Here is a 19,695-nt window from a genome sequence, read left to right on the forward strand (position 1 = left end):
AGGTCAGGGTTTAAAACCAATTACCACTTCATTTCGCCCTTGGCGACTTTGGCGCTCAATTCCAGCGAGCTTTCGTCGGCGAGGGTCGGGTAACGCTTTTTCATCGCCGCGATCAGGGCGGCGGAATCCTTGGCCTTGGCGGTTTCGATGTCGAAGGCCTTGATGTAGTCGGCGGTGAACCTGACCGAGGCCGGCGATGGAGTACCCAGGTAGTGGCCCGGAATCACGGTGGTCGGCTTCAAGTCTGCAATACGTTGCAAGGTGGTCAGCCAATCCTTGTGGGACTGCGGAGTCTGGGTGTCAGCCATCCACAGGTGAATGTTTTGCGCGACCACCACGCCGCCGACCACGGCCTTGATCGACGGAATCCACACAAAACTGCGATCCGGCTGCGGGCCGTCCAGGCCGATGACTTCCAACTGCTGTCCCTCCAGCGTCAGGCTGTGGCCTTCAAGCACCTGTGGCACAACGGTCTTGGCCGGTTTGTCGGCGCCCATTTTCGGGCCCCAGAACGCCAGCTTGGCGGCGACGGTGGCGTTGATATGGTCGACCACCGGTTGGGGTGCCAGCACTTTCGCCTCCGGGAAGGCGGCGGTGAGGGTGTCGAGGCCGAAGTAGTAGTCCGGGTCGCCGTGGCTGATGTAGATGGTGGTCAGGTGCTTGCCGCTGGCGCGGATGTTCTGCACCAGTTGCTCGGCCTGGCCCTTGCCGAATTGCGCGTCTATCAGGATCGCGTCCTTGGCACCGCTGACCAGCACCGAGCTGACCGGGAAAATCGCGGCTTCGCCGGGGTTGTACACCTCGAGTGTCAACTCTGCCGCCAGTGCGTGGGCGCTGAAGGCCAGGGCGGCGGTCGCCAGGGTCAAGCGTTTGAAGGTTTTGAACATCGGGCAGCTCCTGCCATCGGTAAGGGGTGCACAGAGCTTAGTTGCATAAAACATCACAAAAAATGCGATGCTGGGACATAGTTTGTTTCTGAAATCGGGCAAATCATGGATCGTCTTCAAGCAATGCGCGTGTTTGTCAGCGTGGTGGACCTGGGCAGTCAATCTGCCGCCGCCGATCATCTGGACCTGTCGCGCCCAGTGGTCTCGCGCTATCTGGCCGAACTGGAAGATTGGGTCGGCGCGCGCCTGCTGCACCGCACCACGCGCAAGCTCAGCCTCACGGCCGCCGGCAGTGAAACCCTGCCGCGTTGTCGGCAATTGCTGGAACTTTGCGCTGATATGCAGGCCGCCGTCAGCGAGCCCGATGAGACCCCGCGGGGCCTGCTGCGCCTGAGTGTCAGCACCTCGTTCGGCCAGGCGCAGTTGGGCGCGGCCATTGCCGAATACATCAAACGCTACCCGTTGGTGACGGTCGACCTGCAGATGCTGGATCGCACGGTGAACCTGGTGGATGAGCGCATCGACCTGGCGATCCGCACCAGCAACGACCTGGACCCGAACCTGATCGCCCGGCGCCTGACCGTATGCCGCTCGGTGGTGTGCGCCACGCCGGCTTACCTGCTGGAGCATCCGGCGCCGCAGAAAGTCGAAGACCTGGCCCGGCACAACTGCCTGACCCACTCCTACTTCGGCAAGAACCTGTGGCATTTCGAGGAAAACGGCGAGCATGTGTCGGTGCCCGTACACGGCAATATCACCGCCAACGAGGCCAGTACGTTATTGCGTGTCACGCTGGCTGGGGCAGGGGTGGCGATGCTTCCCAGCTATCAGGCCGGCGACCTGATCCGCAGCGGTGAACTGGTGCGCTTGCTGCCGGAAGCCGAGCCACGGCAGATGAATATCTATGCGGTGTACGCCTCGCGCAAGCACATGCCCTCGGCGTTGCGCAGTCTGCTGGATTTTCTGGTGCTGCGGTTTCCCGAGGCGCCTGCTTGGGATATCGGTCTCTGAGGCGACATAAACGGGCTGAATGGCCTGCAATCATGGCAACTTGCCCGGACTGACCTATGCTTTAAACAGCACCGTATAGATCTGTTCAGAGGTGTGTCATGAGTATTAAAACCAGAAAGTACCTGATGATTTTCAGCCTGTGCGCATTGGCTACCGCGCTGTACGGGACGGCCGCGTATCGCGTGGAACAGACGCGCATGCAGCCCACCTTTGCGATCAGTTGCCATCAGGATATGTGTGTGCCCCGCAGCGGCAGTTTCAGTGCCTTGCGTTGATGCCGGACACGCTGCAAGCCGCCGATGCTTAATGCTGCGGGCTATCGGCCTTCAGCTGCTCGCGAAACGCTTTCGGTGAGAATCCGACCCTGCGGCGGAACAAGCGTGAGAAGTTGGTCGGGTCGGAAAACCCCAGCACTTCCGACATTTCATTGATCGTCATGCTGGTGTACGTCAGCAGGCGCTTGGCCTCCAGCAATTGGCGGTCATGCATGATCTGCAAGGCTGGCTGCCCGCCCAACTCCCGACACGTACCATTCAAGTGTGAGACCGAGATGCCCAACTTGTGGGCCAGGTCTTCAATCTTGGGGTGTTCGCGGTAATGCTGTTCGACCAACTGGGTGAAGCGTCGGAAATATTCACGGCTGCGTGGCACCCTGGGGTGGCGGCGCTGGATCGCCTGGCGGCTGACCCACACCAGCAGCACGCTGACCAGGGCGTGCATCATCATGTCGCGTGCCGGTTGATCGTCGGCGTACTCGTCCTGCAAACGGGTGAACAGGTTGTTGAGGTAATCACTGTCCTTGCCCGCCGGGTAGTTGCCCAGGGCGTGCAGGCCATCGACCGTGCTGCCCAGTTGCGCCTGCAAGTGGCTGACCAGGGGCGCCGACAGGGTCACCACGTAACCTTCGACATCTTCGGAAAAACGAAAACCGTGCACACACAGCGGCGGCAGTACCTGCAGGCTCGCTTCGTTGAGCGTGGTGCGCTGGCCTTCGATTTCCAGGTGTGCCTGGCCTTTGTGCACGTACAGCAGCTGGCAGAGATCCGCGTGCCGGTGGGGTTGGATTTCCCACTGGTATTCCCGACTGCGCCGGGAAATGGTTTCGCAGTGCAACAAATCGGGGGTCGGCCACTGTTGGCTTTCCCCGTAAAGCTTGAAGACCGGAATCGCGGTGTTGGTCATGGTTTCAATCCGATACTCAGGAAGTGGTCGGTAATCGCCCCGATTGGCAAAAAGCGCAGGCTTTGAAACAGTTTTCACCTTCTTATGCTGCTCGCTCAAGTGAAAAATGTCAGCCACACGTCCACTGACAACTCTTTCACTCGTTCGGTTCGAGTGAAGCCTGCAGGCCATAAGAATAATGAAAACGCTGAAAACCCAAGTCGCCATTATTGGCGCCGGTCCGTCCGGACTGCTGCTCGGCCAGTTGCTGCACAATGCTGGCATCCAGACCCTGATCCTAGAGCGCCAAACCGCCGATTACGTGCAAGGCCGCATCCGCGCCGGGGTGCTGGAGCAAGGCATGGTCGACCTGCTGCGCGAGGCCGGTGTCAGCCGACGTATGGACGCCGAGGGCCTGGTGCATGACGGTTTCGCCGTGGCGCGCGATAGCCGACTCACGCACATCGACCTCAAGACCCTGACCGGCGGCCAGTCGGTGATGATCTACGGCCAGACCGAAGTCACCCGCGACCTCATGGTCGCCCGTGCAGCAGCCGGCGCCACGACATTGTATGAAGCCTCGAACGTACGCCCCCATGACCTGAAAAGTGAACGTCCCTGGCTGACCTTCGAGCATCAGGGCCAGGCCTTTCGCCTGGAGTGCGATTACATCGCCGGTTGTGATGGCTTTCACGGCGTGGCCCGTCAGTCGATTCCGCCCGAGGCGCTGCAAGTGTTCGAGCGCGTCTATCCGTTCGGCTGGCTGGGCATGCTTGCCGATACGCCGCCGGTGCACCCGGAGCTGGTGTACGCCAAGCATTCCCGTGGCTTTGCGCTGTGCAGCATGCGTTCGCCGACCCGCAGCCGTTACTACTTGCAAGTGCCCGCGCAGGAGCCCTTGGCCGACTGGTCGGACCAGCGCTTCTGGGATGAGCTGAAAACCCGCCTGCCCGCCGACCTGGCTGAACGGCTGGTCACCGGGCCGTCACTTGAAAAAAGCATCGCGCCGCTGCGCAGCTTCGTGGTGGAGCCGATGCAGTACGGGCGCCTGTTCCTGCTCGGCGACGCCGCGCACATCGTGCCGCCCACCGGCGCCAAGGGCTTGAACCTGGCGGCCAGTGATGTGAACACCTTGTTTCGGATCTTGCTCAAGGTCTATCGCGATGGGCGCGTGGAGTTGCTCGAGCGGTACTCCGCCATCTGCCTGCGGCGGGTGTGGAAGGCCGAACGGTTTTCCTGGTGGATGACCTCGATGCTGCATCAATTTCCCGAGGCGGACGGCTTCAGCCAGCGCATTGCCGAGAGCGAGCTGGATTACTTCATTAACTCCGAGGCGGGGCGCAAGACCATCGCGGAAAATTACGTCGGGCTTCCTTACGAAGCTATCGAATAGCCTGCTATCGTATTCGGCATTCCCGCAGGCTGCCGTTGCCTGCGGGCCCTGCTCGAAGGTTCTGCCGTGACTGCTCTCAATCCGCCCACTCCAACCGTTCCCGCCGTGCGCAGCATCCTCGCCGCGCTGATGCTGGCGATCTTTCTCGGTGCGCTGGACCAGACCATCGTCGCCGTGTCGATGCCGGCCATTTCCGCGCAATTTCATGACGTCAACCTGCTGGCCTGGGTGATCTCCGGCTACATGGTGGCGATGACGGTGGCGGTGCCGATCTACGGCAAACTCGGCGACCTGTACGGGCGGCGGCCGATGATGTTGATCGGCATGGGGCTGTTCACCGGCGCCTCGCTGTTCTGTGGCTTGGCGCAAAGCATGGAGCAGTTGGTGTTGGCGCGGGTTCTCCAGGGCATCGGCGCCGGCGGGATGGTCTCGGTAAGCCAGGCGATCATCGGCGACATCATCCCGCCCCGCGAGCGCGGGCGTTACCAGGGCTACTTCAGCAGCATGTATGCAGTGGCCAGCGTCGCCGGGCCGGTGTTGGGCGGTTATATGACCCAATACCTGTCCTGGCGCTGGGTGTTCCTGATCAACCTGCCGTTGGGCGCAGTCGCCTGGTACGTGGCCCATCGCACCCTTGTGGGGTTGCCGGTGCCACAACGCAAACCGATCATCGATTACCTCGGCACCGTGCTGATGATCATCGGTTTGACCGCTTTGTTGCTTGGTATCACGCAAATCGGCCAGGGCCATGCCTGGCGTGACGATCAAGTGCTCGGGCTGCTGGCCTGTGCGCTGTTGGCGTTGAGCGTGTTCGTATGGCATGAACGCCGCGCGCCGGAGCCGTTGTTGCCCATGCACCTGTTCGTCAACCGCAGCGCGGTGTTGTGCTGGTGCACGATTTTCATCACCAGCTTCCAGGCGATTTCCCTGACCGTGCTGATGCCGCTGCGTTACCAGACCGTGACCGGCGCCGGTGCCGACAGCGCGGCCCTGCACCTGCTGCCCCTGGCGATGGGGTTGCCGATGGGCGCCTATTTCGCCGGGCGCAGGACTTCGGTGACGGGCCGCTATAAACCGATGATCCTCAGTGGCGCGGTGTTGAGTCCCCTGGCGATTTTCGGCATGGCCTACAGTGCGCCTGAGGCAGTCGGGCTGACGTCGTTGTTCATGCTGTTGTGCGGGATTGCTGCGGGGATGCAGTTTCCGACTTCGTTGGTGGGGACGCAGAATTCGGTGGAGCAGCGTGATATTGGCGTGGCGACCAGTACGACCAATCTGTTTCGCTCCTTGGGCGGGGCGGTGGGGGTGGCGTGTATGTCGGCGTTGCTGTTGGCGTTGTTACAGGATGGGAGTTTTGTTCATTTGGCCAGTGGTGCGTCGGTGGGCGAGGGGGCTCTGGCAATGTGCTGCTTGATGGGCTTAACGCTGCGCCTGGGGCGGCGCGGGATGCGTTGCGAGGGGAGTTGGCGGTGACGTTTCGGCATTTGTTGATGGTGAGTGCGGGGGTGTCGTTGTTGGGGTTGGTGGCGGCGGTGGTGATGCCGGATCGGGTGTTGCGGGGGCTTGGGGATAAGCGCTGAGGCTTGGGGGCGTGGCGGCCTCTGGGCCGACCAGGTCGTTGGGGTTGACTGTGTACATATCCGTTTCTGCGGTAACGCCGGCTGGCGGTTCCGCTCTTACAGCGGGTCACTTTTGGAAGGACCCAAAAGTAACCAAAAGGTCCTCGCCCCACCACTCGGTGCCTCGCCTAGGCTCGGCATGCCCTCACTCCGGCTTGAATCCGTGGGCCGCCGCCATGCGCCATCCATGGCGCAGGGCGGCTAACCCGGCGTCCTGCCGGGTTACCCACGGATTCAAGCCTGCGTTCGGCCAGCGTGGTTTAACGGGGCGACTGAGATCAAGATCCAAAGCAAGAGCAAGAGCAAGAGCAAGAGCAAGATCAAAAGATTGCTGACTTCGTCAGCGTCTGAGGAAGTAGAAGCCACACCGCGCACGCTTCAATGATTAGGTCGGCTCGAAGGCCGCCTCGCTTTGCTTTTGCTTTTGCTTTTGATCTAAGCGCCCCGTTAAACCACGCTGGCCGGAATTCGATAGGGATTTGGGGGGTAAACCGGCAGGGATGCCGGTTTAGCCGCCCCGCGCCATGGATGGCGCGTGGCGGCGGCCCCCCAAATCACTGTCGGATTACGGGCACACCGAGCGTGAGCGAGGTGCCGAGTGGTGGGGCAAGAGCCCTTTGGTTACTTTGGGGCTTTTCCAAAGTGACCCGCTGTAAGAGCGGAACCCTAAGCCGCCGTTACCTAAATAACGGATATGTACTCAATAAAACTCACTACTTGGTCGGCCCAGAGGCCGCCACGAAAAACCCCTAATCAGGGACTGTAATACCCCACCGCCACCATAAACCGCCCCGCCTTACGCAAATAAGCATGCTTATTCTCAACCTTCCCCGTCACCGGATTCTTCCACCGATATTTGTACTCCCCCTGATCCTGCTCAGTCATCAGATGAAGAATCGGCTCACCCACAGGCTTCCCATCCGGGTCTTTGACCTTGGCAAAGTCCGTATTGATCAAGCGCAGGTTGGTGCCATGGGCCACATAGCGCCGCGTATCCAGGTCCACCACGAACACGTAGAGATCGTCCTGCAGGAAACCACCCTGCAATGAGTTGATCGCCTTGAGCGTCCCCGCTTCATCCTTCACCAGTGCGTTCACCGCCTTGTTGCGCAGCGCCCGTGCCTGTTCCGGCGTAGCCCGTGGCAGGTAATAGCCGACCGCCAGGATGCGCTCGCCCACGCGCTGGTAAAACACATGCTTGTGCTCGACCTTGCCGTCATTCCAGTTCTGCCAGCGGTAATCGGCCTGCTGGATACCCTGGCCTTCGGGCGCGCTGATAGCTTGCTTGAACGAAGCCTGCAGATCAGGCCCAAGTACCTCGGACACGTCTCGACCGATCAGGGCCGAAGAGGGGCCGCCACTGGCCAGCAGCACGCCTTTGGTATCGACCACGAATACGTAGCGGTCCTGGTCGATGAACTCACCTTGGCGGCTGAAAGCGGCCAATGCCTTGTCACCGTTGCTCTGGTAGTACGCCAGGGCTTTTTCCAGCAGCGCCTTGGCCGCCTGGGCCTCCGCATCCTGGGCCGTGGCGGCGTGCACCTGGCTACAGCACAACAGCAACAGCCAGGTGAATCGCAGCAGTGTGTTCATTTACCGTCCCTCGATTTTATTGGAATGACAAGAGCGTAGACGGTCGGCGAGGGAATCGTGGCGCAAGCTGATCAAGGCGCCGCCAGCCACTGACTGACGATGCCGTCATACACACCGGTCGCCACGCTCAGGTGCAACCATTGGTCGACGTAGCTTTTCCAGGCCACGTCATCGCGCGGCAGCAGGAAGGCTTTCTGGCTGTACTGCATCTGCCGCTCGGGGTTGACCGCGCACAGTCCCGGTTTTTGCTTTTGCTGGTACCGCGCTTCGCTGGCGTCGGTGATCATCACGTCGGCCTTGCCCGCCAGCAGTTCGTCAAAAATCGTCACGTTGTCGTGCAGGCGTATCTGCGCCTGGGCCAGGTGGGTGCGGGCAAACACTTCGTTGGTGCCACCCGCCGGCTCGATCACCCGCACCTGGGGCTGGTTGATCTGTTCGACGCTCTGGTAGCGCTGTACGTCGGCGCAGCGCACCAGCGGGATCTTGCCGTCGACCCCCAGCGGCTGGCTGAAGAAGGCTTTTTTCTGGCGCTCCAACGACACCGAAATACCGCCCACGGCAATGTCGCAGCGTTGCGCCAGAAAATCCGGCATCAGGGTTTTCCAGGTGGTGGGCACCCAGGTGATCGTCGCGTTGAGGCTCTTGGCCAGGGATTCGGCCATGGCGATATCAATGCCTTGATAGTGGCCATCGGCACGCAGCGAGGTGTAGGGCATGTAGTCGCCGGTGGTGCACACCGTCAGCGTGCCACGCTCGATGACCTCGTCCAGGCGCGACGGGCTGGTATCGGCCAGGGCGGTGGTTGCCATGCTCGCCAATACACACAGGGCTAGAGGTGCTTTCATGCGGTCGAATCCTTGGAGCAGGTCGGGTGGTCATTATTGACAGCGCGGGGCAGGGGGACAAGGTGCGTCGCCGGTTTAGCCCTACTGCAATAGCCTCCCGAATCATCAACGGAAGACCCGGAGGGCTTTCGACCTTTTTTTCACGTTGCAGTGGTTAAGCTGCGAACCAAGGTCGTTCTACTTCCGTTATAGCCACATGAGCCCGCGATGTCGTCACAGCCTCCATCCTCCATCGAGACCGAATTCACCGAGCGCCATGACCGTGAGCATGCCAGGGTCTGCGGTGATACTCGTCCGCCCGGGCTGTTGCAGCGCCTGGCCGCATGGCGCGATGCGCGGTTGGTGCGCCATGCGTTGAAGGTCGCCGGGGAGCCGGGGTTGATCTTGGACTTGGCCTGCGGCTCCGGGCGGTTCTGGCCGGTGCTGGGCGAGCACGTCAATCGGGTGATCCTGGCGTCGGACAATTCCCAGCAAATGCTCGACCATGCCCGCACTCACCATCCGGCGGCGTTGCTCAAACGCGTCAAGACATTCCCCGGCTCGGCGTTTTCCATCGGCCTCTCAGCAAATGCGGTGGATTGCATCTTCTGCCTGGAGTTGTTTCGCCATGTGCCCAGCACCGAGGTGCGCCTGGTGTTGCTGCGCGAATTTCACCGGGTCAGTCGCGATACCGTGATTGTCTCCGTGGACGCGCGTACGCCGGTTGAGGAGGAGTTCCGCCAGGCGGGCTTCAAGGTTTTGAATCACCGGGAGTTCCTGCCGGGCTCCAAGCTCTGGTGTGTCTACGTCCTGCGTAAGAGGGGATAACTCCCGCCTGTCGGATTATTCGTCATCTCCTGTCTGAGTTTTCATGGTTGCCTGTGCACTGCGGATGCTCGCAAGCCCCTTTCGCGATATATACTGCGCGCCATTCTTCAAGGGAGAGCCGTGTGGCCATCGATATTCACTGGATCTGCGACAACGATAGCCTCGGCCAGCATTGCGCCGAATGGCAGCAGTTGCCATTCGTCGCCCTCGACACCGAATTCATGCGGGTCGACACCTTCTATCCCATTGCCGGGCTGATCCAGATCGGTGATGGCGTGCGCGCTTACCTGATCGATCCGCTGACCATCGACAACTGGCAACCCTTGGCCGCCTTGCTGGAAAACCCAGGCGTGATCAAGGTGGTACACGCCTGCAGCGAAGACCTGGAAGTGCTGTTGCGCCTGACCGGCAGCCTGCCGGCGCCGTTGTTCGACACCCAATTGGCTGCGGCTTACCTGAACCTGGGTTTCTCCATGGGCTATTCGCGCCTGGTGCAAGCGGTGCTCGATATCGACCTGCCCAAGGGCGAGACGCGCTCGGACTGGCTGCAGCGGCCATTGTCCGACACCCAGGTGAGCTACGCCGCCGAAGACGCCGTGCACCTGGCCGAGGTGTATATCCGCCTGCGCCCGCGTCTGTCGGATGACAAATACGCCTGGGTGCTGGAAGACGGTGCCGAACTGGTGGCCAACCTGCGTCGCGAAGTCGACCCGTACGAGGTGTACCGCGACGCCAAGCTGGCGTGGAAGCTGTCGCGCGCCCAACTCGCCGTACTGCGTGAACTGTGCGCCTGGCGCGAACAGCAGGCCCGTGCCCGTGACCTGCCGCGCAACCGCATCATCCGTGAACACTCGTTATGGCCCCTGGCCAAATCCCAGCCGGATAACCTCGCCGCCCTGGGCAAGATCGAAGACATGCACCCGCGCACCGTGCGTCAGGACGGCCAGTTCCTGCTCGACCTGATCAAGCGTGCGGGCAGCGTGCCCATGGACCAATGGCCGCCTGCCGTGCCTGAACCGCTGCCGGTCGACGCCGCCGCGCTGATCAAGCAACTGCGTGCCCTGGGCCAGGCTGAAGCCGAACGCCTGGACATGGCCCCGGAGCTGATGCTGCGCAAGAAAACCCTCGAAGCCCTGGTTAAAAGTGGCTACCCCGATGGGCCTTACCAATTGCCAGACTCGCTGCGTGGCTGGCGTCGCGAGTTGATGGGCCAGGCGCTGCTCGACAGCCTGGCCACTGCCGGAGAACAGCCTTGAAACGTATCTGCTCCATTTATCGCAGCTTGAAAAAAGACGGCATGTACCTCTACGTCCTCAAAAGTGACGCCCTGGAGCGGGTGCCGGAGCCGTTGATGGTGGCCTTCGGCAAGCCGCATCACGCGTTCGACATGGTGTTGACACCGCAGCGCAAGCTGTCGCGCGAAGACATCGTCGTGGTCCTGGAAAACCTCGACAAGCAGGGCTACCACCTGCAAATGCCGCCGGCCGAGGACGAGTACATCGAACACTTGCCCGAAGAGCTGCTGCGACGCAACGACCCGATGTGATCGGTGGGTGCCCGGTGCCGGGCACATTCTTCAACGCAATCGTATTGAGTTGGCGCTGGCCGTAAGGATGCGGGCGGCCGTCTGTACTGTTTTTGAAAGGTTTGAACCATGCGTGTTCTGATTGCTGAACAGGATCACCCGCTCTACGCCCAATTGCTTCGCGAAGCCGCGCCCGACCTCGAGGTGCTGACCAGCGGCGACTCGGCCGAACTCTCGCGCCTGGCTGCCGATTGCCCGGTGTGGCTGGGCCAGCCGGACCTGCTGGCAACGCTGTTGCGCCAGGGGCATCACCCGCAATGGCTGCAATCGACTTGGGCCGGCATCACGCCGCTGCTGGCTGAAGGCCTGCCGCGTGATTATCGCCTGACCCGTGCGGTCGGTATCTTTGGCCAGGTCATGGCCGAATTTGTCCTCACCTACATGCTCGGTCACGAACGTGAAGTGCTGGCGCGGCTGGTCAGCCAGGTCGAGCGCAAGTGGGACAACCGCTTGGGCCAGAGCCTGGCGGGGCGCAAGGTGCTGGTCGTCGGAACCGGCGATATTGGCCAGAGCGTGGCGCAGTTCCTGCTGCCGTTCGGCGTCAAGCTGTATGGCATCGCCAGCCAGGCCCGCGAGCAGGCGCCATTTATTGAAGTCGCCGGGCTCGAACAATTGGGCCGGCTGGTGGGCGAGGTGGATTATGTGATCAACCTGCTGCCCAACACCCCCGAAACCCATGACCTGTACGACGCGGCCCTGTTCAAGCAATTCAAGCCGACCGGGCTGTTTATCAACGTCGGGCGCGGCGTGGCGGTGGTCGATGCCGATCTGGTCGAAGCCCTGAAAGAAGGGCACCTGGCCGGCGCGGTGATCGACGTGTGCCGCCAGGAACCGCTGCCGCAGCGTCACCCGTTCTGGACGGCGTGGGGCTTGTTGTTGACCGGGCACAGCTCGGCGCCGACTTCGCCGTCGATGATGGTGGAGTTGTTCGTGCAGAACGTGCGTGCCTATCAAGCCAAGCAAGAGCTGCGCGGCGAGGTGAGTTTCGAGCGCGGTTACTGAACCACAGCAGTACGAATGTGGGAGGGGGCTTGCCCCGATAGCGGTGGGCCAGTCAGTACATTGACTAGCTGATACTCCGCCATCGGGAGCAAGCCCCCTCCCACATTTCAGAGACTGAAATCACCCTCCGAAACAAGCTCGCTCAGCGGCTTGCGCGGGCTCGGCGCTTCGCGGCCTTGCAAATACTCCGGCAGGCTCGATTTATCCCCCAGCTTGCCGATGGCCACGGCGGCATGCAGTGCATACCCTTCTGGAATCTTCAGCTCTTTGCGGGTCAGCTCCTGATCGAAGCCGGCCATGCCGTGGGTGTGCCAGCCGTTCAGGCTGGCTTGCAGGGCCAGGTGAGCCCAGGCGGCGCCGGTGTCGAAGGTGTGCCACAGGGCCGGGGTTTCTTCCTTGGCACCGGGGGCGATGAAGTCGGTTTTCGAGGCGATGATCACCAGCGCCGACGCATGCTGCGCCCAGCCCTGGTTGAATTCATTGAGCAGGCCCAGGAAACGCTGCCAATCCGGCGTGTCACGACGGGCATAGAGAAAACGCCACGGCTGCGAGTTGTAGGCCGAAGGGGCCCAACGCGCCGCCTCGAAGAAGCTCAGCAGGATTTCCTGGGGAATGCTCTCGCCGGTAAAGGCGCGCGGCGACCAGCGGTCGATAAACTGGGGGTGGATCGGGTAGTCGGCAACACGGGTCATGAGCAGTTCCTGATCGTCGATTCGGCGCTCAAAACTACTGCGCCGCTACTAGACTGACAAGTGTTGTTACACCGCCAGTCGACAGCGCTTGGCCCCAGGGGGCTTGGGCACTAGACTGGCGGCCTTTTCACCTACCGATACTGATGCAGAGCCATGGCCGCCAAAGTCGAACCTTTCTGGATACGCAAAACCCTCGAACACCTCGACCAGGAGGAATGGGAGTCGTTGTGCGACGGCTGCGGCCTGTGCTGCCTGCAAAAGCTTGAGGATGAAGACGACAACAGCGTCTATTACACGCGCATTGCCTGCAAACTGCTGGACCTGAAAACCTGCCAGTGCACCGACTATCCCAACCGTCGCGCGTCGGTGCCCGACTGCATCCAGCTCACACCCGGCCAGGCCGACCAGTTCAAGTGGCTGCCGCCCACCTGCGGCTATCGGCTGGTCAGCGAGCGCAAGGATTTGCCACTGTGGCACCACCTGGTCTGCGGCGACCGCGACGCCGTGCACCACGAACGCATTTCCCAGTCCGGGCGCATGCTCAGCGAAGGCAGCGTGCCAGAGGACGACTGGGAGGATTACCTGATCTTCCGCGCAGGTTGAACGAGGAATGTGTATGAGGGGGGGATTCAAGCTGGCGACCTCTGCGCTGTTGCTGGCGCTGAGCATGCCGGCGTGGTGCGCGAAGAAAGTCGACCTGGATTACCACGTCAAACTCCTGCCCCAGAGCGATCAGGCCGAGGTGCGCGTGAGCCTGTCCCAGGGTTCCGCCGTGCGCAGCCTGGATTTTGACCTGGGCCAGGACGGTGACTACAGCGACTTCAAGGCCGATGGGCAATGGAAAGTCACTGGTCATCGCGGTCATTGGCAACCCGGCGCCGACAAGGCCAGCCTGACCTACCGCGTACGCCTCACCCACGCGCGCAAGCCGGGCAGCTATGAAACGCGGATGACGCCAGGCTGGGCGCTGTTTCGTGGCGATGACCTGGTGCCCGCCGCACGGCTGGACCAGCAGGACGGGGTGGAGTTGGTCGCGCGGCTGATGTTCGAACTGCCGCCAGGCTGGAAAAGCGTCGAGACCGCCTGGCCGCGTATCGGCAAGAACCGGTTCCGCATCGACAACGTATCCCGCCTGTTCGACCGCCCCACCGGCTGGATGCTCGCCGGTAACCTGGGCAGCCGCCGCATGCGCCTGGGGGAAACCGAGGTCACCGTGACCTCGCCCAAGGGCCAGGGCATGCGGCGTATGGATGTGCTGACGCTGCTGACCTTCGTGTGGCCGCAGGTGGAAGCCGCGTTCCCGCGCCACCCGGCCAAATTGCTGGTGGTGGGCGCCAGCGATCCGATGCGCCGTGGCGCAGTTTCGGCGCGTGACTCGATCTACCTCAACAGCCGCACGCCGCTGGTCAGCGAAGACGGCAGCAGCCCGTTGATCCGCGAAGTGGTGCAGGCCATCGCCCGCTTCAATGACCACGGCAGCAGCGACTGGATCAGCGAAGGCCTGGCCGGCTATTACGCCATCGAGCTGGTGCGCCGCGCCGGGGGCATCACCGATGAACGGTATCAGGCGATACAGGTGCGCCTGGCGAACGAGGGCAAGGACGTGACGCGCCTGCGTGGCGAGCACGTCAGCGGCGCGACGGTGTCACGGGCCGTGGTGGTATTGCAGGAGCTGGACCGAGAGATCCGCGTGAAAACCCATAACAAACGGTCGCTCGATGACCTGGCGCAGGCGGTAATGCGGGCCGGTAGCGTTACCACAAAAGAGTTTGTGCAACTGGCTGAGCGCATCATCGATGGTTCATCCGCCGTGCTCGACAGCAAGCTGCTGCGCTGATCTTCAAGCCATGCACAAAGCAAAATGTGGGAGGGGGCTTGCTCCCGATTGCTGTGGTTCAGTCACTGTATGCGGTGACTGACACCCTGCTATCGGGAGCAAGCCCCCTCCCACATTTGAATCTCTATAGGCCGAAGACCTGGGTCACCCCACGGTTTTCGTGGCTTTCTCAGCTGCCACTTCAGCCTTGGTCTTCAAGTTCTGCAGCTCCGCGCCAGCGCGCTCGATCTTCGTGCGTACGCTGTTCATTTCCTGGCGGCCTTGCTCCAGCTTGTCCTTGAGCGAACTGTGCCCGGTGAAACCCCGAGCCAGCGCCACGCCACCAATCGCCACCTGGATCAGCCCGAAGAGCCCGCCACGGCGCAGGCCTTTGCCTACCATCATCACGCCACCGGCCACCGAGCCGATGCGCTCCCAGCCGTGCACGTTCTGTGTACGCGGGGCTTCAGGCTGCTGATGTTCGATGAAAGGTCGCAGGGTTTTGCTGTCGCTCATGGTCTGTCTCCTACAAAGGCAAGTGTAAGTAGCTGACTGTTCTCGAGGGCCGGATGTTCCCGATATTTCAGTACTTGGGGCCCGAGCGGGTGTTGTTGCCCTTGGCCAGGCGGTCGTAGAGCACCACGTTGACGGTGGCGGCAAGGTTCATGCAGCCAGTGGTCGGAATATAGACGACGTCTTCGCACCAGTCGCGAATGTCTTTATCCAGCGAGCCATCTTCCGGGCCGAAGATATACAGCGCGCGGTCGGGGTGGGTGTATTCGGGCAGCGGGCGGGCGCCTTCCACCAGTTCCACGGCCACCGGGATGCAGCCCAGGGGCAGGATCTTCTTCAGGTCATCAATGCCGATCAGCGGAATGTCGTGGTGGACCTTCTTGGTGTCGGTGATGAAGTCCCGCGCGCGCTCGTAACGCACGCCGGTATAGAACACCGAAGCCACGCCGTAGCAGCCGGCGGCGCGCATCACCGAACCGACGTTTTCAGGGGATTTGGGGTTGTACAGACCGATGCAGCTGTAGCGTTTATTGCCCACGGGGAAGGGTGCCTTGCAGGAAAAAACCGCGATTATACGGTCTTGGATATTGTGGCGCTTGGGCGATCGCTATCGGGAGCAAGCCCCCTCCCACATTTTGATTTGTGAATACAGTCAAATGTGGGAGGGGGCTTGCCCCCGATGAGGCCAGTACAGCCAAAGGTGATCTCAGTCGTCCTTCTTCATCAACCCCGCCAACGCCGCAAACGGGTTGTGCGTGGCCTTGGCAATCGTCGGGCTGCTGGTGGAGCCTTCGCCGAAATACTGCTGGTCGGTATAGCGCGAATGCTCGTTGTCGTGGCAGTACAGGCAGAGCAGTTCCCAGTTGGAGCCGTCCTGGGGGTTGTCGTCATGGTTGTGGTTGCGGTGGTGCACGGTCAGTTCGCTCAGGCGCTTGCCGGCGAACTCACGAGCGCAGCGGCCGCACACGTGGGGGTACATTTTCAGGGCTTTGTCGCGGTAGCCCATTTCCCGGTCGCGCTGGGCGTCGGCGAGGATGCGGTCCAGCTTGGCGGTGTGGGAGGGCGGATTGGTCGAGCTCATCATGGCTCCTGGCTATTGGGTGGTCACGGACAGGTTGATTCTAGCTAATCACAGCGCAATTAGCCCTTGAGCTTTTCCGCAATCCAGATGGTATGCCGCGTGCCCTTGTTGCCGTGGGCAAACACCTGCACTTCCTCGGCCTTGAAACCGGCCTTGCGCAGTTTGTCGCTGAACAGTTTGTCGGCGCTGGCCGACCACACCGCCAGCACGCCCTTGGGGCGCAGCGCTTTGGCGCAGGCGGCCAGGCCGCCGGCGGAATACAGCCAACTGTTGGCCTTCTGCGTGAGGCCTTCAGGGCCATTATCGACGTCGAGCATGATCGCATCAAAGCCCTGGGGCTCGGCCTGCAACACCTTGGCCACGTCTTCCAGGCGGATTACCGTGCGCGGGTCAAGCAAGGGGCGGCCGGACTTTTCGCCCAGCGGCCCACGGTTCCACTCCACCACCCCCGGGACCAATTCCGCCACCACCACTTCGGCGCTCTTGCCCAAGTGCTTGAGCGCCGAGGCGAGGGTGAACCCCATGCCCAGGCCGCCGATCAGCACCCGAGAGCCTGGGCGCCCCGCGACCTTGCGGCAGGGAATTTCCGCCAGGGCGTCTTCGGAACCGTGCATGCGCGTGTTCATCAACTGGCCACCGTCACCGCCCTGAATCTTGATGACAAAATCCTCGCCGTATTCGAACAGGCACAAGGCACCGCCGTTGTCGGGGATCGGAGTGGTGTCCAGCAGAACGAAACGTTTCATGGAAATCTCATTGGGAAGGGCATTCTTGCGCGGTTGGGAGTAGCCTTACGACATTCCGGTCAGGCCATGGAGCCATCGATGAAGTGCAGCATTCTAACGGTCATTGTGCTTGGCGCGCTCACATTGGGTGCGGCGCAGGCGCAGGAGTCGCAAACCGTACCGGTCGCCCCCGCACCCACCCCCGGCGCGCCGGGCACGCCAACGCCCACGTTGTACCCGCAGGTCACGCCGCCCGTCGCGCCCAAGACCAACGGCTCGCCGCCCCTGGCACCCATCGTGCTGCCGGCGCCGCCCAAGGACCAGACCGTGCCGGGCCTGCAGCAGAACGACAGCAAGCCGAAGACGCCTGGCGGTTAAAACTGTTGCGCCAGTAATTGCCCGTCAGCCATGCGCAAACGCTTGGACAGGGCGATGGCAATCGCGCGGATGATCTTGGCCGCCACCCTGGGCGCTTCGTTGAGCATTTTCTCCAGGGCGTCCTTGCCCAGGTTCAGCAGCACACAGTCGGTGGCCGCCATGCAGCTGGCCGAGCGCCGTTCGCCGTCGAGCACCGCCATTTCGCCAAAGGCCCGGCCGCTGCGCAGGGTGGCGATGGTCAGGCGTTGGCCCGCGTGGTTGGTTTTCTGCACCGCCACCTGGCCGCTGTGGAGGATGCACATGAAGGTGCCGGCATCGCCCTCGAGGAAAATCACCTCATCCTGGGCAATGCTGCTGATATTGAAGTAGCCCGCGGCGATATGAAAATCTTCCGGTAGCAGCGGGTCGAACAGGCCGCAGTCCATCAACATGTCGCGGATTTCTTGGTTGAGCAGGGTGGGTTCTGACATAACTGCGATCTTGGTCCATCAATTCGGTAGGCGGTCCTGTGTTCAGACAGGACCGCCTGGCTAAGTTCCTAAATCAGTTCCAGCGCCTTGAAGACAAACGCGTATTCGAGCGCTACGTCACGTAATCCCTGGTAACGGCCGCTCATGCCACCGTGACCGGCACCCAGCTCGGTCTTGAGCAGCAGCAGGTTGTCGTCGGTCTTGGTGTCGCGCAATTTGGCCACCCACTTGGCCGCTTCCCAGTACTGCACGCGGCTGTCGTTGTAACCGGCGATCACCAGCAGGTGCGGGTAGGCCTGGGCCCGCACGTTTTCGTAAGGCGCATACGCCTTGATGCGCGCATACACCTCGGGCTCCTGCGGGTTGCCCCATTCGTCGTATTCGGTGACGGTCAGCGGCAGGTCCGGGTCGAGCATGGTGTTGAGCACATCGACAAACGGCACTTCGGCGATCGCCGCCTGGAACAGTTCCGGGCGCTGGTTGAGCACGGCACCGATCAACAGGCCGCCGGCGCTGCCGCCGCTGATCGCCAGTTGCCTGGCGGTAGTCAGGCCCTGGGCGATGAGGTGTTCGGCGCAGGCGATGAAATCGCTGAACGTGTTCTGCTTGTGTTCCTGCTTGCCGTTGCGATACCAGGCTTCACCCAGTTCGCCGCCGCCGCGCACATGCGCGATGGCAAACGCCACGCCACGGTCGAGCAGGCTCAGGCGTGCATGGGAGAACCACGGGTCGAGGCTTTGGCCGTACGCGCCGTAGCCATACAGGTACAACGGCGTCGGCTTGCCGAGCTGGTCACGCTTGACCACCAGGCTGATCGGCACCTGGGTGCCGTCGGCGGACGTGGCCCACAGGCGCTGGCTGACGTAGTCGTCGGCATTGAATACGCCGAGTACCGGGGTTTGCTTGAGCACCTGTTGAGCGCCGCTGGCCAGTTCCAACTGGCGCACCTGGGCCGGGCGGTTCAGGGCTTCATAGCGCAGGCGGACCTTGTCGCTGATAAATTCCAGGCTGTCCTGTACGTAGAGGCTGTAAGCCGCGTCAGGCAGTTCCACGCGATAGGCCGGCACGCCCTCGGGGTGCACTTCGATCACCGGCAGGCCACCGATGCGCAGGCTCAAGGTCATGGCGCTGGCATTCAGGCTGATGCCGTCCAGCATCACCTCGTCGCTGTGGGGGATCAGGTTCTGCCAGTCGGCTTCGGTGGGCACCGTGCCGGTGTCGGCGGCGACGAACAGCGCGTAATTGATGCCGTCGCGGTTGCTGCGGATAAACCAGGTCCACTGGCCGTTCAGCTGGCCGTGGTCGACATCGTATTCATGGTCTTCTACCCGTGGCGCCAGGCAGGTGAAACCCAGGTGCGGCTGGTCTGCGTCCAGTGCCCAGATTTCGCTGGTGGTCTTGCTGCCCAGGGCCAGCAGCAACTGGCGCTCGGAGCTGGAGCGGTAGCAATGCAGGAAGAAACGTCCGTCGGGTTCGTGGAACACTTCCTGCGCTGCCGTGCCGTCCAGGCGGTAGCGGTAGAGTTTGTGCGGGCGATGGGTGTCGTCCAGTTCGCCAAAGAACAGCGTGAGGCTGTCGTTGGCCCAGGTCATGCTGCCGTCGCAGTTGTCGAACGCCAGTTCGCTGACCTTGTCGGTGGCCAATTCCTTCACGAACAGGGTGTAGATCTCTTCACCGCTGGTGTCGAGGCTGTAGGCCAGGCGCTGATGGTCTGGGCTGATGCTGAACGCGCCGAGGGAGAAAAACCCGCCATTGGCCAGCACGTTCGGGTCCAGCAGCAGCTCTTCGCTGCGCTCATCCACCTGGTTGCTGTCAGCGGCCGGGCGGCGGCAGCGGTAGTGGCGCGCGTATTCGTCACCGGCGGTGGTGCGGGTGTAGTACAGATACGGGCCCCAGGGGGAGGGCAGGGACAAGTCGGTTTCCAGGATACGGCCCTTGATCTCTTCGAACAGGCTCACGCGCAACGCCTGCTGGTCGGCGAGCTGCGCCTCTTGCCAGGCGTTTTCGGCCTTGAGGTAATCGAGGACGTCGCGGCTGTCACGCTCCTGCAGCCAGGCGTACGGGTCTGGGCCTGGGGCCTTGCGGGCAATCGGTGCGGTCGAAATAGGCATGGATAA

General features: G+C 62.1%; 21 protein-coding genes and 1 pseudogene. 11 read left to right on the top strand and 11 right to left on the bottom strand.

Features of this window, described 5'->3' with window-relative positions:
• Positions 1 to 20 precede the first annotated feature (20 nt).
• Positions 21 to 887, bottom strand: a complete 867-nt coding sequence (locus C4J93_RS07735; protein WP_124429008.1) for an MBL fold metallo-hydrolase — start codon at positions 885 to 887, stop codon at positions 21 to 23.
• 105 nt (positions 888 to 992) lie between these two features.
• Between C4J93_RS07735 and C4J93_RS07740 the strand changes: the two genes are divergently transcribed.
• Both C4J93_RS07740 and C4J93_RS27095 read left to right on the top strand, forming a co-directional pair.
• On the top strand, positions 993 to 1,898 hold the full coding sequence (locus C4J93_RS07740; protein ID WP_124429009.1) for a LysR family transcriptional regulator: 906 nt from the start codon (positions 993 to 995) through the stop codon (positions 1,896 to 1,898).
• A gap of 98 nt (positions 1,899 to 1,996) precedes the next feature.
• Positions 1,997 to 2,173 (top strand): hypothetical protein, encoded by a 177-nt coding sequence (locus C4J93_RS27095; RefSeq protein ID WP_164484515.1) that lies wholly within the window; start codon positions 1,997 to 1,999, stop codon positions 2,171 to 2,173.
• A gap of 28 nt (positions 2,174 to 2,201) precedes the next feature.
• On the opposite strand, the gene C4J93_RS07745 is transcribed toward C4J93_RS27095, so the two are convergent.
• The gene (locus C4J93_RS07745) at positions 2,202 to 3,080 is read right to left on the bottom strand and encodes a helix-turn-helix domain-containing protein (RefSeq protein ID WP_124361755.1); all 879 of its coding nucleotides are present in this window, start codon (positions 3,078 to 3,080) and stop codon (positions 2,202 to 2,204) included.
• Positions 3,081 to 3,267: 187 nt separating this feature from the next.
• Here C4J93_RS07745 and pobA point away from each other — a divergent pair, with 187 nt between their 5' ends.
• Together pobA and C4J93_RS07755 are read left to right on the top strand one after the other, a co-directional pair.
• Complete coding sequence (gene pobA, locus C4J93_RS07750) at positions 3,268 to 4,452, top strand: 4-hydroxybenzoate 3-monooxygenase (RefSeq protein WP_177413548.1); 1,185 nt, start codon at positions 3,268 to 3,270, stop codon at positions 4,450 to 4,452.
• Between the two features lie 66 nt (positions 4,453 to 4,518).
• Positions 4,519 to 6,032, top strand: a pseudogene (locus tag C4J93_RS07755) (MDR family MFS transporter).
• A 792-nt stretch (positions 6,033 to 6,824) separates the two neighbouring features.
• Here C4J93_RS07755 and C4J93_RS07765 read toward each other — a convergent pair.
• Both C4J93_RS07765 and C4J93_RS07770 read right to left on the bottom strand, forming a co-directional pair.
• Positions 6,825 to 7,664, bottom strand: coding sequence for a cache domain-containing protein (locus tag C4J93_RS07765; protein ID WP_124429011.1), 840 nt, complete (start codon positions 7,662 to 7,664; stop codon positions 6,825 to 6,827).
• Positions 7,665 to 7,735: 71 nt separating this feature from the next.
• Positions 7,736 to 8,509, bottom strand: coding sequence for a transporter substrate-binding domain-containing protein (locus C4J93_RS07770; protein WP_124429012.1), 774 nt, complete (start codon positions 8,507 to 8,509; stop codon positions 7,736 to 7,738).
• Positions 8,510 to 8,716: 207 nt separating this feature from the next.
• Between C4J93_RS07770 and C4J93_RS07775 the strand changes: the two genes are divergently transcribed.
• From C4J93_RS07775 to C4J93_RS07790, 4 genes are all read left to right on the top strand, one after another.
• Entirely contained in the window at positions 8,717 to 9,316 is a 600-nt protein-coding gene (locus C4J93_RS07775; RefSeq protein ID WP_124361761.1) for a class I SAM-dependent methyltransferase, read from the top strand.
• Between the two features lie 122 nt (positions 9,317 to 9,438).
• Positions 9,439 to 10,572 (top strand): ribonuclease D, encoded by a 1,134-nt coding sequence (rnd, locus tag C4J93_RS07780; protein WP_124370012.1) that lies wholly within the window; start codon positions 9,439 to 9,441, stop codon positions 10,570 to 10,572.
• Positions 10,569 to 10,862 (top strand): YcgL domain-containing protein, encoded by a 294-nt coding sequence (locus tag C4J93_RS07785; protein ID WP_124361763.1) that lies wholly within the window; start codon positions 10,569 to 10,571, stop codon positions 10,860 to 10,862. Before rnd ends, C4J93_RS07785 begins: the two co-directional genes overlap by 4 nt.
• A 108-nt stretch (positions 10,863 to 10,970) precedes the next feature.
• Positions 10,971 to 11,903 (top strand): D-2-hydroxyacid dehydrogenase, encoded by a 933-nt coding sequence (locus C4J93_RS07790; protein ID WP_124370013.1) that lies wholly within the window; start codon positions 10,971 to 10,973, stop codon positions 11,901 to 11,903.
• 107 nt (positions 11,904 to 12,010) lie between these two features.
• Here C4J93_RS07790 and C4J93_RS07795 read toward each other — a convergent pair whose 3' ends face one another.
• A complete protein-coding gene (locus tag C4J93_RS07795) occupies positions 12,011 to 12,595 on the bottom strand; it encodes a nitroreductase family protein (RefSeq protein ID WP_124429013.1) in 585 nt (194 codons plus the stop codon).
• 153 nt (positions 12,596 to 12,748) lie between these two features.
• Between C4J93_RS07795 and C4J93_RS07800 the strand changes: the two genes are divergently transcribed.
• Both C4J93_RS07800 and C4J93_RS07805 read left to right on the top strand, forming a co-directional pair.
• Positions 12,749 to 13,198: a YcgN family cysteine cluster protein gene (locus C4J93_RS07800; RefSeq protein ID WP_003172524.1), complete on the top strand. Its 450-nt coding sequence runs from the start codon at positions 12,749 to 12,751 to the stop codon at positions 13,196 to 13,198.
• A 13-nt stretch (positions 13,199 to 13,211) separates the two neighbouring features.
• The gene (locus C4J93_RS07805) at positions 13,212 to 14,432 is read left to right on the top strand and encodes a hypothetical protein (RefSeq protein WP_124429014.1); all 1,221 of its coding nucleotides are present in this window, start codon (positions 13,212 to 13,214) and stop codon (positions 14,430 to 14,432) included.
• 144 nt (positions 14,433 to 14,576) lie between these two features.
• On the opposite strand, the gene C4J93_RS07810 is transcribed toward C4J93_RS07805, so the two are convergent.
• The 4 genes from C4J93_RS07810 to C4J93_RS07825 form a co-directional block, all read right to left on the bottom strand.
• Complete coding sequence (locus tag C4J93_RS07810; protein WP_124366245.1) at positions 14,577 to 14,927, bottom strand: DUF2892 domain-containing protein; 351 nt, start codon at positions 14,925 to 14,927, stop codon at positions 14,577 to 14,579.
• Positions 14,928 to 14,994: 67 nt separating this feature from the next.
• Positions 14,995 to 15,462, bottom strand: coding sequence for an RNA methyltransferase (locus C4J93_RS07815; protein ID WP_053136646.1), 468 nt, complete (start codon positions 15,460 to 15,462; stop codon positions 14,995 to 14,997).
• Between the two features lie 168 nt (positions 15,463 to 15,630).
• Entirely contained in the window at positions 15,631 to 16,005 is a 375-nt protein-coding gene (locus tag C4J93_RS07820; RefSeq protein WP_003210675.1) for a YajD family HNH nuclease, read from the bottom strand.
• 59 nt (positions 16,006 to 16,064) lie between these two features.
• Positions 16,065 to 16,751 (bottom strand): spermidine synthase, encoded by a 687-nt coding sequence (locus C4J93_RS07825; RefSeq protein WP_058419598.1) that lies wholly within the window; start codon positions 16,749 to 16,751, stop codon positions 16,065 to 16,067.
• 78 nt (positions 16,752 to 16,829) lie between these two features.
• Between C4J93_RS07825 and C4J93_RS07830 the strand changes: the two genes are divergently transcribed.
• The gene (locus tag C4J93_RS07830; RefSeq protein ID WP_124429015.1) at positions 16,830 to 17,108 is read left to right on the top strand and encodes a hypothetical protein; all 279 of its coding nucleotides are present in this window, start codon (positions 16,830 to 16,832) and stop codon (positions 17,106 to 17,108) included.
• Here C4J93_RS07830 and C4J93_RS07835 read toward each other — a convergent pair.
• Both C4J93_RS07835 and C4J93_RS07840 read right to left on the bottom strand, forming a co-directional pair.
• A complete protein-coding gene (locus C4J93_RS07835; protein WP_124361771.1) occupies positions 17,105 to 17,578 on the bottom strand; it encodes a cyclic nucleotide-binding domain-containing protein in 474 nt (157 codons plus the stop codon). The two genes, C4J93_RS07830 and C4J93_RS07835, sit on opposite strands and share 4 nt — an antisense overlap.
• A gap of 68 nt (positions 17,579 to 17,646) precedes the next feature.
• Positions 17,647 to 19,689: a S9 family peptidase gene (locus tag C4J93_RS07840; RefSeq protein ID WP_124370018.1), complete on the bottom strand. Its 2,043-nt coding sequence runs from the start codon at positions 19,687 to 19,689 to the stop codon at positions 17,647 to 17,649.
• Positions 19,690 to 19,695: the final 6 nt, after the last annotated feature.

This window comes from Pseudomonas sp. R2-37-08W, assembly GCF_003851705.1.
Classification (GTDB): domain Bacteria; phylum Pseudomonadota; class Gammaproteobacteria; order Pseudomonadales; family Pseudomonadaceae; genus Aquipseudomonas.

Coding starts and splice junctions, on each gene's coding strand:
- C4J93_RS07805 (WP_124429014.1), top strand. CDS start 13,212: ATGAGGGGGGGATTCAAGCTGGCGACCTCTGCGCTGTTGCTGGCGCTG.
- C4J93_RS27095 (WP_164484515.1), top strand. CDS start 1,997: ATGAGTATTAAAACCAGAAAGTACCTGATGATTTTCAGCCTGTGCGCA.
- C4J93_RS07740 (WP_124429009.1), top strand. CDS start 993: ATGGATCGTCTTCAAGCAATGCGCGTGTTTGTCAGCGTGGTGGACCTG.
- C4J93_RS07795 (WP_124429013.1), bottom strand. CDS start 12,595: ATGACCCGTGTTGCCGACTACCCGATCCACCCCCAGTTTATCGACCGC.
- C4J93_RS07835 (WP_124361771.1), bottom strand. CDS start 17,578: ATGTCAGAACCCACCCTGCTCAACCAAGAAATCCGCGACATGTTGATG.
- C4J93_RS07820 (WP_003210675.1), bottom strand. CDS start 16,005: ATGAGCTCGACCAATCCGCCCTCCCACACCGCCAAGCTGGACCGCATC.
- C4J93_RS07775 (WP_124361761.1), top strand. CDS start 8,717: ATGTCGTCACAGCCTCCATCCTCCATCGAGACCGAATTCACCGAGCGC.
- C4J93_RS07745 (WP_124361755.1), bottom strand. CDS start 3,080: ATGACCAACACCGCGATTCCGGTCTTCAAGCTTTACGGGGAAAGCCAA.
- C4J93_RS07770 (WP_124429012.1), bottom strand. CDS start 8,509: ATGAAAGCACCTCTAGCCCTGTGTGTATTGGCGAGCATGGCAACCACC.
- C4J93_RS07840 (WP_124370018.1), bottom strand. CDS start 19,689: ATGCCTATTTCGACCGCACCGATTGCCCGCAAGGCCCCAGGCCCAGAC.
- C4J93_RS07790 (WP_124370013.1), top strand. CDS start 10,971: ATGCGTGTTCTGATTGCTGAACAGGATCACCCGCTCTACGCCCAATTG.
- C4J93_RS07800 (WP_003172524.1), top strand. CDS start 12,749: ATGGCCGCCAAAGTCGAACCTTTCTGGATACGCAAAACCCTCGAACAC.
- C4J93_RS07765 (WP_124429011.1), bottom strand. CDS start 7,664: ATGAACACACTGCTGCGATTCACCTGGCTGTTGCTGTTGTGCTGTAGC.
- C4J93_RS07810 (WP_124366245.1), bottom strand. CDS start 14,927: ATGAGCGACAGCAAAACCCTGCGACCTTTCATCGAACATCAGCAGCCT.
- C4J93_RS07825 (WP_058419598.1), bottom strand. CDS start 16,751: ATGAAACGTTTCGTTCTGCTGGACACCACTCCGATCCCCGACAACGGC.
- C4J93_RS07830 (WP_124429015.1), top strand. CDS start 16,830: ATGAAGTGCAGCATTCTAACGGTCATTGTGCTTGGCGCGCTCACATTG.
- C4J93_RS07735 (WP_124429008.1), bottom strand. CDS start 887: ATGTTCAAAACCTTCAAACGCTTGACCCTGGCGACCGCCGCCCTGGCC.